Source organism: Facklamia sp. P12932 (genome assembly GCF_050409545.1).
Taxonomy (GTDB): Bacteria; Bacillota; Bacilli; order Lactobacillales; family Aerococcaceae; genus Facklamia.
This window is the reverse complement of sequence record NZ_JBNUPG010000005.1, coordinates 105,228-124,238: the sequence shown is the minus strand read 5'-3', so window position 1 is coordinate 124,238 and position 19,011 is coordinate 105,228. Positions and strand designations below refer to the sequence as shown.

General features: G+C 37.7%; 19 protein-coding genes and 1 riboswitch. Of the genes, 8 read left to right on the top strand and 11 right to left on the bottom strand.

Annotated elements, in window-relative coordinates; all coding sequences use genetic code 11:
• Positions 1-257: 257 nt before the first annotated feature.
• Positions 258-659, bottom strand: coding sequence for a hypothetical protein (locus ACQV2P_RS03995; RefSeq protein ID WP_428894648.1), 402 nt, complete (start codon positions 657-659; stop codon positions 258-260).
• Positions 660-993: 334 nt separating this feature from the next.
• Between ACQV2P_RS03995 and ACQV2P_RS03990 the strand changes: the two genes are divergently transcribed.
• The 7 genes from ACQV2P_RS03990 to ACQV2P_RS03960 all read left to right on the top strand — a co-directional run bounded on the left by ACQV2P_RS03990 (position 994) and on the right by ACQV2P_RS03960 (position 6,267).
• On the top strand, positions 994-2,160 hold the full coding sequence (locus ACQV2P_RS03990) for a polysaccharide deacetylase family protein (protein ID WP_428894647.1): 1,167 nt from the start codon (positions 994-996) through the stop codon (positions 2,158-2,160).
• A gap of 221 nt (positions 2,161-2,381) precedes the next feature.
• Positions 2,382-3,962, top strand: coding sequence for a C69 family dipeptidase (locus ACQV2P_RS03985; protein ID WP_428882212.1), 1,581 nt, complete (start codon positions 2,382-2,384; stop codon positions 3,960-3,962).
• A gap of 127 nt (positions 3,963-4,089) precedes the next feature.
• Positions 4,090-4,581 carry a prolyl-tRNA synthetase associated domain-containing protein gene (locus ACQV2P_RS03980; RefSeq protein WP_428882211.1) on the top strand — a complete coding sequence of 164 codons (492 nt, stop codon included), beginning with the start codon at positions 4,090-4,092 and terminating at the stop codon, positions 4,579-4,581.
• 370 nt (positions 4,582-4,951) lie between these two features.
• A complete protein-coding gene (locus ACQV2P_RS03975) occupies positions 4,952-5,464 on the top strand; it encodes a hypothetical protein (protein WP_428894646.1) in 513 nt (170 codons plus the stop codon).
• Between the two features lie 107 nt (positions 5,465-5,571).
• Complete coding sequence (locus ACQV2P_RS03970; protein WP_428876269.1) at positions 5,572-5,715, top strand: hypothetical protein; 144 nt, start codon at positions 5,572-5,574, stop codon at positions 5,713-5,715.
• Between the two features lie 39 nt (positions 5,716-5,754).
• On the top strand, positions 5,755-5,898 hold the full coding sequence (locus ACQV2P_RS03965) for an MgtC/SapB family protein (protein ID WP_428876270.1): 144 nt from the start codon (positions 5,755-5,757) through the stop codon (positions 5,896-5,898).
• A gap of 144 nt (positions 5,899-6,042) precedes the next feature.
• Positions 6,043-6,267, top strand: a complete 225-nt coding sequence (locus tag ACQV2P_RS03960) for a hypothetical protein (protein ID WP_428874362.1) — start codon at positions 6,043-6,045, stop codon at positions 6,265-6,267.
• Between the two features lie 19 nt (positions 6,268-6,286).
• Here the strand turns inward: ACQV2P_RS03960 and ACQV2P_RS03955 are convergent, their stop codons facing one another.
• The 7 genes from ACQV2P_RS03955 to aroB are packed head-to-tail and all read right to left on the bottom strand — an operon-like array spanning position 6,287 to position 12,949.
• The gene (locus tag ACQV2P_RS03955; protein WP_428882208.1) at positions 6,287-7,030 is read right to left on the bottom strand and encodes an aminotransferase class IV; all 744 of its coding nucleotides are present in this window, start codon (positions 7,028-7,030) and stop codon (positions 6,287-6,289) included.
• Complete coding sequence (gene aroF, locus ACQV2P_RS03950; protein ID WP_428874360.1) at positions 7,012-7,782, bottom strand: 3-deoxy-7-phosphoheptulonate synthase; 771 nt, start codon at positions 7,780-7,782, stop codon at positions 7,012-7,014. Before aroF ends, ACQV2P_RS03955 begins: the two co-directional genes overlap by 19 nt.
• A gap of 15 nt (positions 7,783-7,797) precedes the next feature.
• Complete coding sequence (aroQ, locus tag ACQV2P_RS03945; protein ID WP_428882207.1) at positions 7,798-8,256, bottom strand: type II 3-dehydroquinate dehydratase; 459 nt, start codon at positions 8,254-8,256, stop codon at positions 7,798-7,800.
• Entirely contained in the window at positions 8,222-9,508 is a 1,287-nt protein-coding gene (locus ACQV2P_RS03940; RefSeq protein ID WP_428882206.1) for a shikimate kinase, read from the bottom strand. The genes aroQ and ACQV2P_RS03940 overlap by 35 nt, the downstream gene beginning before the upstream one ends.
• 26 nt (positions 9,509-9,534) lie before the next feature.
• Entirely contained in the window at positions 9,535-10,647 is a 1,113-nt protein-coding gene (gene aroC / locus ACQV2P_RS03935; protein WP_428882204.1) for a chorismate synthase, read from the bottom strand.
• Entirely contained in the window at positions 10,637-11,908 is a 1,272-nt protein-coding gene (locus ACQV2P_RS03930; RefSeq protein ID WP_428894645.1) for a 3-phosphoshikimate 1-carboxyvinyltransferase, read from the bottom strand. The genes aroC and ACQV2P_RS03930 overlap by 11 nt, the downstream gene beginning before the upstream one ends.
• On the bottom strand, positions 11,909-12,949 hold the full coding sequence (aroB, locus tag ACQV2P_RS03925) for a 3-dehydroquinate synthase (protein ID WP_428874355.1): 1,041 nt from the start codon (positions 12,947-12,949) through the stop codon (positions 11,909-11,911).
• Positions 12,950-13,016: 67 nt separating this feature from the next.
• A riboswitch (THF riboswitch) is annotated at positions 13,017-13,110 on the bottom strand.
• 174 nt (positions 13,111-13,284) lie between these two features.
• On the opposite strand from aroB, the gene pabB reads away from it, so the two are divergent.
• Positions 13,285-15,303: an aminodeoxychorismate synthase component I gene (pabB, locus tag ACQV2P_RS03920; RefSeq protein WP_428874354.1), complete on the top strand. Its 2,019-nt coding sequence runs from the start codon at positions 13,285-13,287 to the stop codon at positions 15,301-15,303.
• A gap of 81 nt (positions 15,304-15,384) precedes the next feature.
• Here the strand turns inward: pabB and ACQV2P_RS03915 are convergent, their stop codons facing one another.
• The 3 genes from ACQV2P_RS03915 to ACQV2P_RS03905 all read right to left on the bottom strand — a co-directional run bounded on the left by ACQV2P_RS03915 (position 15,385) and on the right by ACQV2P_RS03905 (position 19,009).
• Positions 15,385-17,529: a heavy metal translocating P-type ATPase gene (locus ACQV2P_RS03915; protein ID WP_428882199.1), complete on the bottom strand. Its 2,145-nt coding sequence runs from the start codon at positions 17,527-17,529 to the stop codon at positions 15,385-15,387.
• Complete coding sequence (locus ACQV2P_RS03910; protein WP_428875159.1) at positions 17,519-17,887, bottom strand: ArsR/SmtB family transcription factor; 369 nt, start codon at positions 17,885-17,887, stop codon at positions 17,519-17,521. Before ACQV2P_RS03910 ends, ACQV2P_RS03915 begins: the two co-directional genes overlap by 11 nt.
• Positions 17,888-18,229: 342 nt before the next feature.
• Positions 18,230-19,009, bottom strand: a complete 780-nt coding sequence (locus ACQV2P_RS03905; RefSeq protein WP_428874351.1) for an ABC transporter permease — start codon at positions 19,007-19,009, stop codon at positions 18,230-18,232.
• Between the last annotated feature and the right edge of the window lie 2 nt (positions 19,010-19,011).

Sequence of the window (19,011 nt, the reverse complement as noted above, 5' to 3'; positions counted from 1 at the left end):
GAAAAATAGACCAAGGAAAGGTATAAAATATAAACCACCTAAAGAAGAACTTTTTGGATTCTTACTATCGGTGTTGCATTTGATTGGACAATTCGTCAAAAGAAAAAACGCCTAGTTTATAAACTGGGTGTTTTAATCATTTTAAACTATATCAATCGAAACAGGGTAATCAATATTTAAGTCAGGATCTTCTTCGTTCACTAATTTTAGCGTCATTTCTAAATCATCATCTAATTCAGGTGCCTCTTCATCTTCTTCTAAGCTTTGAATTTTAAGATGATTTCGCCTTTAGCGTTTGTTTCAATTTCTTCTGAAAGAAAAACCATTTTTTCATCGATTAAATCATCATCGATAGTAACATCTTCTGCCATGATATTCATGGTTCTATCTGTCTTATTTTCTACTTCAAAGACGAACTCATAATAATACCCTAATTCTTCATCATCTTTTTCATTTACTTCGACATATTTAATGAAGAAGTCTTTGTCATCCGTAATAATATATTCTTCATCTCCACCTGTTAATTCTTTTAACTTGGCTTTCTTGTCTTTCAGCTCCACTTTGAGAACTTTAATTTCGATTTTCAATTCTTCAATCTTTTCTTCATCTTGAGCGGAGACAGTCACTCCCCCCAACATCATCATACTTGCCAATAGCACTATATTTTTTTCATCAATGACTCCTCCTTTTGATTTTAATAGTTTTATTTCTTGTCTATATTAACCATAACATTGAAGGAGAAGACATTCAATTAGATAGCTTATTGCCTTAGAGAATAATAAATAGAAAACCAAAAGGACTTAAAAACTTTTTGAATTTTTATAACAATATAGTTTTAGAATAATTAAAGATAATTAAAATTTCTAATTGGAACAATTGTAAATAAAGTTAATTTCTTTATCTTTTTCCCTAGAATTTATCTATTAGATGGAGTATGCTTAAAAAGATGTAAAAAAAGCTGGAAAAAAATTGTGAATAAAATAAGGTGATCAAATGTATAAGAAAATAGCAGCCAGCCTAGCAGTGTGTTCAATTTTACTGTTAATCATTTATATGACATTTAATGCTAACAATCAGAATGAATCGACCTTTTCAAAAATCGAATTGAGTGCTCGAAAGAACAAATCACCTGAAGCTTATCGCAAAGAACTATTGGAATTATATGAAACGCAACCCTTAACCGGAGAGGGTGTGGTTGAAGAAAGAGAATTAAGAGATATTAGTCTCAATGAGTATAATACAAAAATAGAGACCATTTTAGCTGAAATAACTGATCAACCACTCAAAGAATCCATCCATTCTTTAGCCGAGAGAGATCGGCCGCTAGTCGAATTAAATCAAGAGGTTCGTAATCTTAAAAAGAATATGGAAAATCCTAACAAATATTCTCCAGGTTTTTTAATTAAAGTGAAAGAAATTGATTGTAAATTAGAAGCAAACAACTTAACAAGAACATACAAAGACTTGAGTCACTGTTATCAAAGTTGGGGAAAGGCAATTTATGAACATTCTATTCCAGTCCCTCGTAAAGTCTATGCTGACCCAGACCTAGGGAAGTTTATAAACATATCAGCCCAGCCAGATGAAAATACTAATACTCAAATGCACTCTGCTAAATTTGCAGTCTTAACGTTTGATGACGGGCCCAACCCAGTCACTACGCCACAAATCCTAGATATTCTTAAAGCACATGATGTGAAAGCAACCTTTTTTGTATTGGGTCAAAATGCAGAAAAGTATCCCGAAATCATTCAACGCATGCATGATGAAGGGCACTTGGTGGGCAACCATTCCTACAGTCATCGAAATTATACAATAATTAGTGATGCTGATGTTCTATATGAACTGAATCACACTAACGAAATTATTGAAAGGGTGACTAATGCCCCTGTCAACTACTATCGAATGCCATATGGAGCAGGTGGCAAACGTGAAATGAATTTAACGGAAATGACTCCTGTTCTATGGAACGTTGATTCGGAAGATTGGAAGAGTCGAAATGAACAAGCCATTATCAACCGTGTAGTAGCAACCCTATTACCTAGTCCAGTAATTTTAATGCACGACATCTATCAAGAATCGGCTAACTCATTAGGAGCAGTCATTGAAAGCGTCCAAGCCAATGGGTATCAGTTTGTGCGACTGGATGAAATGATGTAATCATTCAAACCTCATTATCATAAATATAAATGCCTAGCTAGAATTCAAGTCTAGTTGGGCATTATTTTTTCTTTTGTTTAATAGTTTTTTACAATTTTAGATTATAACTAATGAGCCATAATCTATTTATAAAAATAATATGCTATATAAACTGATTAAGTAATAACCAAGTGTTATAATTAAATTATGAAGCGTTTACACAAAAATTTAGGAGGTATTTTATGAAGAAGTTTTTCGCAAGCATTGTTGCCATGTTATCGGCAGGAATGTTACTGGCTCAACCAGTAGCTGCCTGTACAGGCGTATATGTTGGTAAGGGCCTTACAGAAGATGGGTCAGTTATTTTTGGCCGAACAGAAGACTTAGAACAAAGCCATAATAAGACTTTTGTAGTAATTGAAGCAACGGAAAATGAAGAAGGCGCAAAGTTAGTGGATGAATATACTAAGTTCGAATTTGAACTACCAGCTCAATCTTATAAGTATTTTGCTGTGCCAGATACCACCCCTGAGTGGGGCTTGTATTATGAAGCAGGTTATAATGAGTATGGTGTAGCGATGGATGCGACCACTACTACTTATACTAATGATGAAGTTTTAGCGGTTGACCCTTTAGTTGAAAATGGTCTTTCAGAAGGAATCATGACGACCGTCGTTTTAGGTCACGTTAAAACAGCGCGTGAGGGCGTGGAGTTGTTAGCATCGATTATCGATGAGAAAGGCTCTTCCGAAGGCAACGGATTGATTATTGCTGATAAAAATGAAACTTGGTATATGGAAATTTTATCCGGTCATCAATATGCTGCGATGAAGTTGCCAGATGATATGTTTGCCGTATTCCCCAACTCGTTCTTCTTAGAAACAATCGATGTGAACGATACTGAAAATGTGATTGCCTCTGCCGATTTAATTAACATTGCAGAAGAAGCGGGTACTTATGTCGAGGAAGAGGGGATGATTCGGGTTGCTGATTCTTATGCAGCTGAAATAGATCCTGGGTCTGTGTCTAGGTATTGGTCTGGAGTAAAAACCTTAGATCCAGATGCAGAAGTTTCTTTAGATGACACAGAGTTTCCATTCTTACATTCTACGGATAAAACAATCACATTAGATCAAGTCATGAGCTTACAACGAAATCGTTTAGAAGATACAGATTATATTCCAGCGGATAACATCGCATCTGCTACCGGTGGACAAGTTGTTAAAGAAACTGAAACAACAGAAGGTGAAGAAACCAAAGCAACAGAAACCGAAGAAACCGAAGTAGAAGAAATCGAAGAGGCTGAAGCAACAGAGGGCGAAGAAGCTGAAACGACTGAAAAGCAAGAACCAGAAAAGCCTGAGAATGCTTTATATCCCATTGGTAACAAAAATACAATGGAAGCTCATATCTTCCAAATTTATGAAGATATGCCTGAAAAAGTACCAGGTGTGATGTGGTTAGCGATGGGATCGCCTACCGTTTCACCTTACTTACCATACTTTGGAAATATCAATGACACACTATCTGCTTACCAAGTGGAAGCCAATGAATATGATCCAGAATCATTCTATTGGGCAGTAGATAATCTACTAACCATTATGTTAGAAGATGAAGAGAACTTAAAACCAGAAATGAGAGAAAAGATCTTAGCCATTGAAAAAGCTGGTAAAGATAAATACGAAGAATTACGTCAAGAACTTGTCACGATGTATGCGGAAGATCCCCAAGCTGCTGCTGAGTGGATTACTGAACAAACCATGCAATTAGCTCAAGATGCTTTTGACCAAATCAAAGATTTAGAAGCAGAGTATTCAAAATAATTAGTTGGAACTGAATTTCAATATTCTTAGGCAGAAATGTCCCCAAAAGTTGGTTTTAATCTAACTTTCGGGGACTTTGTTGTAAAAAAAGTTGATAATCAGAAGGTTTAAAGTTAGGAAGGAAAATATGGATCTCTATAAGCCAGTAGAAGATAAGTTGAAGGAATTAAAAATTCCATTTCAGATAGTTGATCATGAGCCTGCTTTGACAACCGCGCAAGCCGACGCTTTTATTGAAGGGATCGACGGTGTTCGGACTAAAACAATGTTTCTAACAAATAAGAAAAAGACTGAATTTTATCTCTTAATAATGGATGATCAAAAACAATTGGATATGAATCAACTAAAGGAGCTGATCCAAGCAAACAAAATTCGGATGGCTTCAGCTGAATCTTTAAAAGAAAAAATGCAATTACCTCCCGGTGTTGTTTCACCTTTTGGTTTGCTGTTTAATGAGGATAAGGATATCAAAGTTTATTTTGATAATGAAATTATGTCCCAAGATCGTATGAGTTTTCATCCTAATACCAATGAGAAAACAATTTTTATCAAAACGCAGGACTTGCTTAGATTTATTGAGGCGATTGGGTTTGGGTATGAAGTTTTGGACTTGAAATAGATATTAAATTAAATAGAATAGCTGAGCTAACTGATCTGATTACATTTATTGGATTTTTTATTTATATTTTAAATCAGGTAGTGTCAAATAAAATGTAGGTACACAATTTATTTGACACTACCATTAAATTTGTTATGAGTTTTATTTTTACTAGTGTTGCATTTAATTTTACAATGCATCATATCAACATATCCTTAAAAATGGTAAAACAGATATAATTAAATTCAAGAAGGTGTTTAAATGGAGAATAGAATAAACAAATCTAAAACAGTAGTAGAGCAAGGTAAATTTGTTAGCAAAGTAGCGCTTTATTTTGGAATTTTTCTTTCCCTTACGATTTTTCCTCTTTTTAAAAAGTCAAGAAGTTTCATTGATAATCAATTTATTAATATCATTAATATTATTTTCCTCTTATTACATTATTTATTTGACAATTCAAACCTTCATACGAATCTTAGATCAAATTATTCTTAATAATGAGCAGACACAAAATTTTATACAAGAATATTTTAGAATAAATGAAAAAAGAGATGAAATTCTAAAACGTAAGTTTAATGAGCAAAATAAAGATTTTAATTCGACTTCTAATATTGAAGATTTTGAAGAAAAAAGCAGAATTAGAGAAGATAATATTGAATTACATGACAATCAAATTTATAATTTTAAAGGCAAAATTATACAAATATTAACTGATCACACTTATGAATTTATCGATGAAAAGTCGGATGGTTATGTTCTCGAAAGTTGTAAAAAATTAACACATTTGATTGGTAAAAAAATTATTGTTAGAGGGTATAAGAATGGGGTTAAAACAGAAAAATTAAAAATGACTAAAGGAAGTCTCCATGAATCAATTAGAGCAATTGAAATAGAAATTATATAAAATTTTTTATAATGATTGATCATTAAATTCTTTTTGTTATATAAATTGTAAGTCTTCTTAAATTAAAAATTTAGTAAAGAAGTATCAATAATTTAGGGAGGTCATCAATGAAGTTACCAACGATTAATTTTGAAGAAGTAAATTTCTTTACCATACTCTTAAGGCCCCTTTTAGCTATGTTGATTAATGGTATGATTGGTTTTGGACGTGGATTGAAAATCATCCAGCCGGTATGCGTACTTATATTTTAGTCTGTGTAACTTCAGCCATGGTAATGATGACCAATCAGTTTGCAGCCGAATTTTTTTGAAGGAGTTGATGCTACACGGATGGGGTCGCAAGTTGTGAGTGGGATTGGCTTTTTAGGTGCCGGTATGATTTTAGTTACTAATCGTGACAAAATTAAAGGGTTAACCACGGCTGCGGGCTTGTAGTCTTCGGCTTGTATTGGCTTAGCAATTGGGATCGGCTTCTACGATGTAGCAATTGTTGTAGGCTTTATACTCCTAATCACTTTGACCTTCTTACAAAGACTTGAAAGCTCATTAAGGAAGAAAACACCTTGGGTAACGGTTTTTGTGCAAGCAAATGATGTTCAATCTTTTAATGAGGTCCTTCATTTTATTGAAGTGTCATTAGTTACCGTCACTTTTATCAAACCCTTAGTGAATAATAGTGACCAACTTGATTATTTAGTCCGTCTAGTAATTCCTAAAGAAGTTCATGCTGAAAAGTTCTTTCAAGATATCAATCAGCTTGCAGGCGTGAGTATTTATGAATCGGAAGATGAATATAATGAATAAAAAAGCTAGTCAAATGTTATCACCATTGGCTAGCTTTTTGCTTATATATTTTTATAGAATATTCCTCTTGGATGTAATCAATTAGAGGATGATGATCTTGGTAATGGGTTGATTCAAGTGTTTTAATTGGAGTAATCCCCATCAAACAGTTGGTCATAAAACCAGCTTGGAAAGTTTGTCTTTCTTGCCAGTCTATGGGGCGAATAGTCACAGGGAAATGGTCAAGCACCCATTGACGCATAATACCTGGAAGAAGACCTGCGCTTGTTGGAGCAGTGATAAGCTCTTGGTCTTTAACAAAAAAGAGATTCGTAAAGCTTCCCTCAGTGATCTGGTCTTTTTCATTTAAAAAGATGCATTCAAAAGCCCCTTTTTCTCTTATCTGCTTTAAATTAATTTTGTTCGCTAAGTACATAGTGGACTTATGTTGCAAGAGTGTGTTAGAGGAATGGCGCTGCCACTTGGCTAATTTTAATGGCTTTGCAGGCAAGAATCTCTTACCATAGGGATCCGATCGTTCTTGTAGAACAAGATTACCTGGTGAGAGGATGATTTTTAAAGCCCCATCCACCATTTCTTTCTCGTTAATAGAGTTGACAATAACGTTTTTGGTTATAGAACTTTTGAAACCTAAAGCTTTGGCTGATTGACACAAACGGCTAAGATGTTGGTCTAAGAAGAGCGCTTGTCCATTGATAACTTTAAGGGTGGTAAAAACACCTTGTCCAAAAAGAAAGCCTTCATCTAATTTGATGTAAGCCATGGTTGGCACTCCTTCATTAGTTGATCCAACATAGAATAATCAATAGTCTGAGCGGCATCGGTCCAGGCCTGGTCGGGATTGTGATGGACTTCGACCATAATCCCCGAAATATCAGCGGCTAAAGCGGCTTTACTTAAAGGGAGGATGAGGTCGCGTCTACCACTGGCATGGCTAGGATCAATAACGACAGGTTGTTTCGTTTTGGCTTGGAGGAGAATAGCACCTGCTAAATCAAGGGTGTTGCGTGTTTCATCTTGAAAGCTACGTATGCCGCGTTCGCAGTATACAACCGAAGCTTTTCCTTCGCTCATTAAATACTGACCGGCCATTTCCCATTCTTTAAGAGTTGCTGAAAACCCTCTTTTTAATAGGACAGGTTTACCGGCTTGACCTAACAACTTCAGCAGTTGGTAATTATACATATTTCGAGAACCTACTTGAAACATGTCCACAAGATCGATTAGCTTTTCGACATCATATTCACTTAAAACTTCTGTGACCATCGGGAGGTGAACTGAATCAGCGGCGGCTCTTAAGTACTTTACACCTTCAAAGCCTAAACCTTGAAAAGCATGAGGGCTAGTTCTTGGTTTATAAGCACCCGCTCGAATCATGTCGACTCCCGCCGCCTTCAAGGCTTGAGCTTCTTTAAAAATATGTTCTTCAGATTCAATAGAGCAGGGTCCAGCGATAACAATAGCTGGTTGTTTGCCAAAAGTGACTTGCTTTACAGATACAGAATTCATTGTCATTTATATCTTCTCTTTCTATGTGATAGGTGATGGATTATTAGGATTAAAGAGGTAATTTTTGATAAAATCCAGAGCTTGAAGGTAGCCTGCAGGGCCTTGTCCTTCAATTGTTATTAAGGCTAAATCTTTGATATATGAGACTTGTCGGTAACTTTCTCTTTGACTAATAGGACTTAGATGGACTTCTACAAAAGGAATGGCAACGGCTGCTAAAGCATCGCGAATAGCGATGGATGTATGGGTGTAGGCAGCTGGGTTTATTACTATGCCATCCACCTTTTGATAAGCATTTTGAATTTTATCGACTAAGGCTCCTTCGTGGTTGGATTGAAAGATATCAAGGTCTACAGCATATTCATTTGCCCATTTTTTTAAAGAGTTTGTTAAGTCAGAGTATGAGGTTTGACCGTATATTTCTGGTTGACGGATGCCTAATAAGTTAAGGTTGGGTCCGTTGAGGACTAATAATCGCATGTTTGATCAGCCTTTCTTGCATTTCTTGATAGCTAGTTGGGATAGAAGACTTGACGGGAATAATGAGGTCTGCACTCTCTTGGTAGAGTGTTTTTCGTTCATTCCATAAACGCTTAACTTGGTCTAGCGAAGCTGAAAGTGGTCGGCCCTTTCGAGACAGTTCTTCTAAGGGGCGCTCCAATAGAATCAATCGACCATTCTGAGTTAGAGCTTGTCGGTTCCTTGCCCTTAAAATGGCACCTCCGCCCGTGGCAATTACTTGCCCATTTTCCTTAGCCACTTGATGAATGATTTTTTCTTCTAGGTCGCGAAAAGGTTTTTCGCCCACCTTGGAAATATATTCAGAGATCGGTTGATGGATGACAGCTTCGATCAATTGATCGGTGTCTAAAAAGGGGCGGCCTAGTTGATCAGCCAGTTTTTTTCCGAGAGTGGTCTTGCCAACACCTGGCATTCCGATAAAAACTAAGTTTTCGATTCCCTGCCAATAGGATTGGCAAATTTGATGGATGAAGTCTGTCGGATAAGACTTACCGGTAAAAAGTTGACTGGCAAAAAAAGCTTGAGCAATTAACATGTCGAGTCCACCTATAGCTTGAATGCCTTGGCTTTTGGCTTGGAGGACTAAAGAAGAGCGTAAGGGATTATAGATGAGATCAACGACCGCTTCTAGTTGAGGGAATGCGGTCAAGTTTAATCTTAAATCCTGGTTATTAGGGTACATACCAACCGGTGTCGCATTGAAAATAACTTGAGCCGCCTGATTGTTAGCCTTTAATGGTGGGAAAGCTTGGCGAATGCTTAAATGGCTAACTCGGTGACAGTTATGGTTTTTAGCATAAACAGCGATCATTTTGGCAGAGCCACCGGATCCAAGAATAAGCACATTTTTGCCTGTTAAGGTCAGATGATTATTTTTTAATAAAAAGTCTAAGCCAGCGTAGTCAGTATTATAGCCTTTGAGTTTTCCCTCTTCATTCACAATTGTATTGACCGATCCGATGGCTTTAGCCAAGGGGTCTAGGTTGTCTAAATAAGGTAAGGCCGCTTCTTTATAAGGAATAGTCACATTGAGTCCGAGGTAGTTTTTCTCTAAAAGAAAGTCTTTCAACTGATTGGGTTCTAATTCAATTAAGTGATAGGGATAGTTCCCAATTCGTTGGTGAATAGATTGGGAATAACTATGACCTAATTTACGTCCGATTAAGCCACAAAGAGTGGGTTTTTTATTTTTTTGAGATGTCTGTAACATAAGAACCTACTTTCTAAAGGCGGCAATTAATTTTTTGTTGAAATAGTTGGCCATTGACCGTCCATCATCATTAGGTCTAAAAGGCAAATAGCGGTCATTGCTTCAATAACGGGAACAACCCGAGGGACGATACAAGGATCATGCCGGCCCTCAATCGTCAATTCTTGATTAACTTGTTTATCAAGGTTGACACTTGCTTGGGATTGACCGATAGAAGAAGTAGGCTTAATTGCTACTCGCATAATCAAGGGCATGCCAGTGGTCAAACCACCGATAATACCGCCGTGATGGTTGGTCAGCGTTTTAACCATCAGGTTATTATCCAAATAATAAGGATCGTTGTGCTGGCTGCCGCGTAAGTTTGCTCCAGCAAAGCCCGTTCCGAATTCTACGCCGCGAGTGGCGGGAATGCCAAACATGGCATGGGCTAATTTAGCTTCACACGAATCATAGAGGGGTTGACCGATACCAACTGGCAAGCCGTCAACGATTACTTCGATTTGCCCTCCTACAGAGTCTTTATCTTCTTTAGCGGCTAGGATAGCTTCCTTCATGGCTTGGCCTTGCAGGTCATCAATTACGGCAAATTCTTTATTAACTAATTCACTTAAGGCTTTAAAATCAGGTTGCGCAAAATCAACTAACCGGTCTTTTATACCAGCGATTGAATGAATGTGGCTATAAATTTGGATGTCGCTTGTTTCTAATAAATAGCGGGCAATACTACCAGCCATTACAATTGGAGCAGTCATGCGCCCTGAAAAGTGTCCGCCCCCACGAATGTCATGGTGTCCCTCATATTTAATGAAAGCAGGATAATCAGCATGTGAGGGGCGAGGGAGATAGTGATGTTGGGCATAATCCTTGGACTGCATATCTTGATTCCTAATTTCTAAGCAAAGGGGCGCCCCACAGGTTTTACCGTCTACAATACCTGCTTTGACTTCAAATAAATCAGTCTCGTTACGGCTAGTTGACCAAACCTTTTTACCAGGACGACGACGTTCGAGAGCTGTTTGAATGGCTGCATAAGGGAAATCTAAACCGGCAGGAAGGCCATCAATGACTACCCCAATCGCTTTAGCATGGGATTGTCCGTAAACAGTGAGACGAAAATTTTGACCGAGACTAAAGGACATGATAGATACCTCCTAATTTTTGAAAATCATCGAAGAAGTGGGGATAAGATTTAGAAACACAGTTCGCCCCTTTAATAATCACAGGTTCTTGGGCAAAACTACCCGCAATGGCAGCTGTCATTGCAATACGGTGGTCTTGAAAAGTATCCACAATTCCGCCATGAAAGCCTTGCCCTCCTTGCAAGATGAACCCATCAGCTTCAGCTTGTATGTAGACACCTAAAGCTTGCATAAGAGCTACGGTAGATTCTATTCGGTCACTTTCTTTTAAGCGGAGGCGTTGGCCGTTAACGATGCGAGTAATCCCAGTTTTTCTAGCGGCTGCTAGGGTAAGGATAGGAATGGCATCGGGCAATTGACGGGCATCGATTTCCACTATTTGATTACTTGCAGTTGAAGTCTTACTGGGATGATAGTCAGTGGATTGTCTTGCCGGCTCGGGGATGGGATAGCCCAATTTATCCAAATAGGACAAAGCCTGACGGTCTGCTTGGAGACTGTCAAAAGTAAGATTTAAGACCTGGACGCCTGCTACTAAGAAGAAAAGGGCGTTGGACCAATCGCCTTCTACTTGGTAGGGCGCTGCTTGTATAGGTCCAGCGAGTAAGTGATAGGCTTGAGTTTGATGAGAAAAATCAATCCTTTTACTAAATTCTTTTAAGCTAGCTAAGGTCATGTCGACATAGGCAGCGGATTCCAAAGGCGAAGTTAATTTTATCTGACTTGCTTTATTTAAATGAGCGAGAGCCAAAGCTAATCCTGAAATAAATTGAGAAGAAACATTACCTGGAAGTTGGTAATTTCCTGCTTCTAACTTGCCTGAAAGCCAGATACTAGGGCCTTCTTCTTGCCAATAAATACCTAATTGGTCAAACAAGTCCCAATAAGGTTGGTTGGTTCGATTGATCAAACTCCCTTGGCGAAGGATTTCGACCTGTTGGTTCTTTTCTAACCGACTAGCTAAGATAGGAATTAGAAAGCGTAAGCTTGTTCCCGACTCGCCCACATTGAAGTGGCGCTTCATAGAATGAGCATCTGGCAGGATATGGTATGCTTTTTGATCTGAATCATGGTGAACCAGGCAACCTAGTCCTTCAATACAAGTCAATGTTGCTTCTAAATCTTTTGAAAGACGGTCTAAATAGATGGTAGAGGGACCATTGGCTAAGCTGGCTGCAAAGAGTGCTCGATGAGCGTCTGATTTAGAAGGAATTGCAGAAATACTGCCTTTTAAAGAGTGAGGCATAATTTGAATATCCATCTACAATCGACTCCCTGCTTCAATCCATTGGCCTAATTCATGAATAGGAATGGCTTGTCGGACACAATTTCCTATTTCAACAGGAATAATTAAGTGAATCGTTTGGTCTTGTTTTTTCTTGTCGTGATTAATGGCGTTCAGTAAATCATGGTTATCACAGTAATAAGTCTGGAATAGTCCTTGTTTTTGGTATAAATCTTCAAGAAGAGGAACAAATGATTGGCGGGCCCAACCCAATTTAAAACTAGCACGAGCCATCCATAATAGGCCGATTGCGACTGCTTCACCATGGTTCACTTGGTGGTTGCTAATACTTTCAATGGCATGGGCGAAAGTATGACCTAAATTAAGGAATTGTCTTTTACCTTGATCGTGAAAATCATTAGCAACATAGGCGTGTTTTATTTCTAAAGACCGTTTAATTAGATTCAAGTAGTTGAGTTGACTTTTATCTCGTCTGATGTCCTCCAATAAAGCGGGGTCAGTAAGGATCGCATATTTTATAATTTCTGCTAACCCATTGTTAATTTGTCTGATATCTAAGGTGTCTAAATAGGCAATATCGATATGAACCCAAGCGGGATGATAGAAAGTACCCACTTGATTTTTATAGGCACCAAAATTAATGCCATTTTTACCCCCAATGGCAGAGTCAACCATAGCTAAAAGAGTCGTCGGAACTTGTATAAAGTTGATTCCTCTTAAATATGTGGCGGCTAAAAAGCCCCCTAAGTCACCAATGACGCCACCACCAAAGGCGATTAGGCAATCAGACCGAGTAAGTTTTTCTTCTACCATACGATTCATCACTTCTTGATAACAAGCTAATGACTTTGACGCTTCACCGGCAGGAACAATATGGTAAGAAAAGGATGCTAACTGACCAAGTTGATCAATTTGTTCTTGGTAAAGGGTCGCCACATTTTGATCCGTTAGTAGAAACTTTTTTCCGCTCATTTGGCTTAAGCGTTTTTTTAATTGACTAAAATGATGGTGTTCTAGATAGATTGGATAAGGAAAAACATTCAATTGGATGTCCAAAATGTACCCTCCTAAACAAAAATAGGAGCTCTGAGAAATTCAGAGCTCCGCTAAAGATGGATAATAAAACAGCGGAAGATAAAAGGCATCGCATGATTGTTCATTTCGTTTTACAGCAACTTCCCATCTGTAAATACTTTACGCACCTTTTATACTCTGTTCAAAGTTCTCCTTCATTATAGGTGAATGATAGCACTTGTCAATCATTGACAAGGATTAAATGCTATTCTTTTTAAATTACTTTTCAGGTATTTTTACTAACTACAAATTGTGATAAAATAGGACAATAACCAGTTGCATAGATATCGTTGAAAAAAATGTTAGGAGAAACCATTATGAAGTTTGTTATCATTGATAATTATGATTCCTATACTTATAATCTGTTTCAATTAATAGCCAAAGTGACGCAAGAAGTTCCGTTGGTTATTAAGAATGATCAAATGTCATATGAAGAATTCAAATTGTTAGATTTTGATGCGGTGGTTATTTCACCAGGTCCTGGAAGTCCTGAAAATCCTGAAGATTTTGGTCTTTGCCGTGAAGTAATCGAAAAAGAAGAACGTCCCATATTGGGCATCTGTTTGGGTCAGCAAGGAATTTACTATCTGAATGGAGGAGAAATTATATTGGCTCCTCAGCCTGTTCATGGGCGGCTGAGTGAAATCAGACATAATAATCAAGGGCTTTTTAAAGGACTACCGCAAGATTTTAAAGTGACCCGTTACCATTCTTTAGTCTGTAAAGAAGAGAAATTGGAGAACATTCAAGTGGATGCGAGAACGCACGATGGCTTAATTATGGGGATTTCTCATCGTAGCAAACCTCAATACGCCGTTCAGTTTCATCCAGAGTCAATTGCTTCACAAGAAGGTGAGCGTCTAATTGAGAATTTTGTAGACTTGATCCACACCTTCCAAATACAGACAAATCCTTTGCGTGTTACAAAAGTTCCTTATCAAGGCAATGCACAAGCGTTGTTTAATCAGCTTTATCAAATTAATAAACAAACGCAATGGTTAGACTCTAGTCAAGTGACAAAAGCTTTGTCTCGTTTTTCTATAATTGGACAAGCGGGTCCTCGCCATGGCCATCGTCTGACCTATGATATTACGGATAATTTGGTTATCAAGACAGATATAAAGGGAAGAGAAGAAAGAATTCATCAAGATATATTCACTTATTTAGAAAAACATCAACCTCAATGGCCAATCCATCAAGATTTACCATGTGATTTCCAATTAGGTTATATTGGTTATTTTGGTTATGAGCTCAAAAGTTTAATGGAAGGGCCTAATCAGCATCAGTCATCGTATCCTGATGTCATATTAGATTATATTGATCGAGCGGCTGTTATCGATCATCACGAAAACCAACTTTATTTACTATCCTATAAAGATGACAAAGACTGGATCAAAGATTTAGATTTTTCACAGGCTTATATTTCAGTAGGTGAAAAAGAAGAGCTTATCATGGAGGCCTTCGATCAACCAACTATTGCTTGGGCTATGGCTCGCAGTGACTATTTGAAAGCTATCCACCAATGTCAAGACTACATTCGAAAAGGAGAGTCCTATGAAATATGTTTGACCAACCGCTTGGATATCAAAGACCAGCTAGATGCCTATATATATTACCAAACCTTACGCCAAGCCAGTCCAGCCCCTTACGCAGCCTTTTTAACTTTTGATCATTTTGCTGTTGCGTGTTCTTCTATGGAAAAATTCTTAACCTTGAATCGTGATGGTAGAGTTCAAACCAAGCCCATCAAAGGAACGGCTAAAAGGGGTCAAAACCCAGCAGAAGATCAAGCGATTATTCATGCTTTAGCAACCGAGGAAAAGACCATGGCTGAAAACTTGATGATCGTAGACCTATTGCGAAATGATTTAGGTAAGGTCTGTCAGATTGGAACAGTAACGGTTCCCAAGTTGATGGCTGTTGAGAGTTATTCAACCCTTCATCAATTAGTGACTACCGTTCAAGGCTTTCTTGCAAAAAATGTTTCAGCTATTGATCTGTTTAAAGCTTGCTTCCCTGGTGGTTCAATGACTGGAGCGCCGAAGTATCGTACCCTCGAATTAATTGATCAATTAGAAGGACGTCCACGAGGTATCTACTCAGGGGCTATTGGCTATATTGCTAATAATGGTTGTATGGATTTAAATATTGTTATACGCACGGCGGTTATTGAAGAAGAAAAGACTAGTCTCGGTCTAGGGGGAGCAATTATTGCCCTTTCAGATCCAGAAGAAGAGTACCAAGAAACTTTAGTCAAAGCCCAAGGAGCTCTTAATGCCTTAAAAGCCTATTACCATCTACCTTCAACTTACGAATTTAAAATTGAAGGGGCCTAAAAGGATTCATTAAAGATAAATGAGTTTGTTAAACGAAGAAAACCAGCAAGCATACCATTATTATGCTTGCTGGTTTTTTTATTATTTAACTTTCCCAAGTGTTCGCAAACTATTAAGAACTGCAAGGATGGTCACACCAACATCGGCGACAATAGCCATCCACATGGATGAGAAGCCTAAAGCGGCGAGGCTTAGGAAGAGTACCTTAATTCCAAGTGCAAAGGCTATATTTTCTTGAGCAATGCGTAAAGTTTTTTGAGCAATTTTAATAGCTTGAGGGAGTTTAGCTAAAGAATCATTCATAATGACAATGTCTGCTGATTCAATAGCTGCGTCAGATCCCATTCCTCCCATGGCAATTCCAATATCTGCACGGGCAAGAGCCGGGGCATCATTGATGCCATCACCGATAAAGGCTACATTAGAGGATTTTTTATTAGACGTTGATTGCTTAACGTTAGCTAAAATATTCTCCAGTTCGATCATCTTTTCTTGTGGAAGCAAGTCACCTTTTGCTTGATCAATCCCAACAAGTTGAGCGATTTCGTCGACGGTTGCTTGATTGTCACCAGAAAGTAAGATGGCAGAGGAAATACCCAATTGATGTAATTCTGTCAGCGCGGACTGAGAATCTGGTTTGATCTGGTCTTTAATGAGGACATAGCCTTGATATGCTTGATTAATACTGAGATAAACGACAGTGGCAGCAGTCTTTAATTCTGGCACTTCGATCTTGAATTGATCCATCAAGTCCTTGTTTCCAGCAAGTAAACTTTTACCGTCCACAATTCCTTTAAGACCTTTACCGGTGATTGTTTCTACTTCTTGCACACGATGAGGATCTAAGGGCTGATTATAGGCTTCTTGAATGGAGAGTGCAATAGGATGGTGGGATTGGCTCTCCAAGTGAGCCAGTGCTTCTAAAAACTCATTTTTGCTTAAATATAAGGCCTCTACTTTGTCAATCGCAAAGTTACCTTGAGTGATTGTTCCGGTTTTATCTAAAACTAAGGTCTTAATCTTTGTTAGGGTTTCGAGGAAATTTCCGCCTTTAACCATGATACCTTCACGTGCTGCTGCACCAATTCCACCATAAAAACTCATAGGAACAGAGACAACTAAGGCACAAGGACAAGAGATAACTAAAAATTGTAACGCACGGTAAAAGCTTGTTGACCAAGAAATGTCACTAAAAAAGATAGGAGGCAAAGTAGCCAAAAGAACTGCTAAGGCAACTACAACCGGTGTATAAACGCGTGCGAACCGAGTAATAAATTTCTCAGTAGCTGCCTTTTTGGAAGAAGCATTTTCAACTAAGTCGATAATTTGGCTGACCGTTGAATTTTGGAAGGTCTTAGTGACTTTAACTTTCAGCTGAGAACTTAAGTTGATCGAACCTGAGTAGAGGGTGTCGCCTTCTTTTAAACTCTGAGGAAGAGATTCTCCAGTAATAGCTGAGTGGTCTACTTGAGATTGACCTTGGATAATTTGTCCATCTAGAGGGACCTTGTCTCCGACAGCTACGATAAACTCTTGACCTTCAACTAACTCGCGGGGGTCAATTTTGGTTAATGTACCATCAGTTTGTTGAATACGGGCAAAGTCAGGACGAATTGCCATCAAGGATTGAATTGATTGGCGAGATTGGTTAACGGCACGGTCTTGAAACCATTCTCCGATAGAATAGAACAGCATAACGGCAACTGCTTCAGGGTACTCACCAATCACAAAGGCACCTAAGGTAGCAATCGTCATTAAGAAATTTTCTTCTAACCAGTCCTTATTTTTAATTTTATTCCAAGTAGTTTTAAGTACATTCTGACCTATGAACAGATAGGTCAGACCAAAATAACCCACTAGAAGCCATTCAGAAGAAATATAATTTGTTAAAAAGAATCCTAAGATAAATAAAGGAATGGTAATTAAAATACGCCAGCCTTCGCTATCAAGTAAGCCTTGACTGTCCTTATTTTTATCAAGGTTTAGATTTGATTTTTCTTCTAGCTCAAAGAGCGGAACCAATTTTATCCCTTGTTCGACTTCTTGTACATTTTGTTCCAAGCTTTGAATGAGATTAGACTCCATCACTTGGTCCGTGTCGATTGTTAATTGTCCTTGTGCGAAATTAACGGTCGCTTCAACTTGATCCGAATTGTTTAAGCGAGTTTCAATTTTTTGAGCACAGTTAGCACAAGACAAACCCTGCATTTTAAATTTATAAGTCATTATTATCATTTCCTCCTTCTGCTGCATGTTCCAATGCATTGTGATATAAAATACGCACATGGTCATCAGCAATTGAATAATAAACAATACGTCCTTCTTTGCGCTTTTTAACTAAATTTAATTTAAATAGATAAGCGAGTTGATGAGAAGTGGCAGATTTGGACATGCCTATTAGATGGCCTAAATCGCAAACACACAATTCTGTCTTAAGCAAATACCATAAAATTTTTGCTCGAGAGGGTTCTGCTAATGCTTTAAAGAGTTTGATTAGAATTTTAAAATGTTCTGGATTGAGAGGCACTTCTTGAGCTTTCTTAATCGCTTCAGGATGAATTGCATTCTCTTGACAGCTATCCATGGCATGACCTACTTTCTGTTTATAAATAGTAAAAATTATCATTTATAGTTGAACAGCCGTTCAACCTTTACAACTTAAATATACCACGCACTATTATTTTTGTCAAATGAATACTAATGGTTGATAAACGGCTTGCTAAACTATAATAAACTGACCTCTAAATGAATAGAAATCAGGTAGAAAGAGTAAACGATTAAAAAATAATAAGTAAAATAGTATATAGATTGAGGGCCTTTGAGTAGACGTTAGTGAGTTTAATTGACTGTTTTAAAAGGAAATTTAATAAAGTAGAGGTTAGTTTATGAATCTTATTTATCATTTCATTGAAATAAGATTCTTTGACTAAGAGCCGGTTGACTGATAATGATACAAGCCAAATCGCCAAACACCATAAACAGGTATAGCAAAAACTAGACTCAAAAAAGGAAATAGAGCTAATCGCCAATCATTACTCTTACCTACTAAATATAAAAAGGGATAATACTGGACCAAAGCCAGAGGGAGAATAAAGGTTAGAAACTTTAATATCTTCTTTCCATAAATAGAGAAGGGATATTGACCAAATTCACGTCCGCCATCTGTAAAAATATTCATAATCTCTAATCCTTGAATGGTAAAAAAAGAAAGGCTTGCTGAAAGAAAATATAATAAGGAAAATAACAAGCTGGCTGTTAAGATCATTATGAATAAAGTAGCAATCTTATTCCACGACCATACCATCTTGCCTCTTTCAATGACGAAAACTAGTAGTAAGGCTGCTTGGATTAAGCGTCCTATACGTGAAAACTCAAATTTTGATCCAATAACTTGGAGTAAGGGGCTTTGGGGGCGAGTGAGGACACGATCAAATTCACCATTAGCAATCATCTGAGGAAAAGAATCGAATCCCCTGGCTAGCATTTCAGCTAAGGCGGCCGCAAAAGTGAAAATTCCAGCACATAAAAGCACTTCATCTTTTGAAAACCCTTGTACGCTGTGAAATCTTTCTAACATAAAATAAATGCCTAGTACAGAGACAAAGGTTGCTAAGAATTGCCCCATAATTAATAACAACATAGAAACAGGGTATTGCCATTGAGCCTGCCAATTGAGTTTAAAATAAAGACCTAAAATTTTAAACACTG

Coding starts and splice junctions, on each gene's coding strand:
- ACQV2P_RS03930 (WP_428894645.1), bottom strand. CDS start 11,908: ATGGATATTCAAATTATGCCTCACTCTTTAAAAGGCAGTATTTCTGCA.
- ACQV2P_RS03990 (WP_428894647.1), top strand. CDS start 994: ATGTATAAGAAAATAGCAGCCAGCCTAGCAGTGTGTTCAATTTTACTG.
- ACQV2P_RS03970 (WP_428876269.1), top strand. CDS start 5,572: ATGAAGTTACCAACGATTAATTTTGAAGAAGTAAATTTCTTTACCATA.
- ACQV2P_RS03940 (WP_428882206.1), bottom strand. CDS start 9,508: ATGTTACAGACATCTCAAAAAAATAAAAAACCCACTCTTTGTGGCTTA.
- aroQ (WP_428882207.1), bottom strand. CDS start 8,256: ATGCGATTATTAGTCCTCAACGGACCCAACCTTAACTTATTAGGCATC.
- ACQV2P_RS03955 (WP_428882208.1), bottom strand. CDS start 7,030: ATGGCTTACATCAAATTAGATGAAGGCTTTCTTTTTGGACAAGGTGTT.
- pabB (WP_428874354.1), top strand. CDS start 13,285: ATGAAGTTTGTTATCATTGATAATTATGATTCCTATACTTATAATCTG.
- aroC (WP_428882204.1), bottom strand. CDS start 10,647: ATGTCCTTTAGTCTCGGTCAAAATTTTCGTCTCACTGTTTACGGACAA.
- ACQV2P_RS03910 (WP_428875159.1), bottom strand. CDS start 17,887: ATGGATAGCTGTCAAGAGAATGCAATTCATCCTGAAGCGATTAAGAAA.
- aroF (WP_428874360.1), bottom strand. CDS start 7,782: ATGACAATGAATTCTGTATCTGTAAAGCAAGTCACTTTTGGCAAACAA.
- ACQV2P_RS03985 (WP_428882212.1), top strand. CDS start 2,382: ATGAAGAAGTTTTTCGCAAGCATTGTTGCCATGTTATCGGCAGGAATG.
- ACQV2P_RS03980 (WP_428882211.1), top strand. CDS start 4,090: ATGGATCTCTATAAGCCAGTAGAAGATAAGTTGAAGGAATTAAAAATT.
- ACQV2P_RS03915 (WP_428882199.1), bottom strand. CDS start 17,529: ATGACTTATAAATTTAAAATGCAGGGTTTGTCTTGTGCTAACTGTGCT.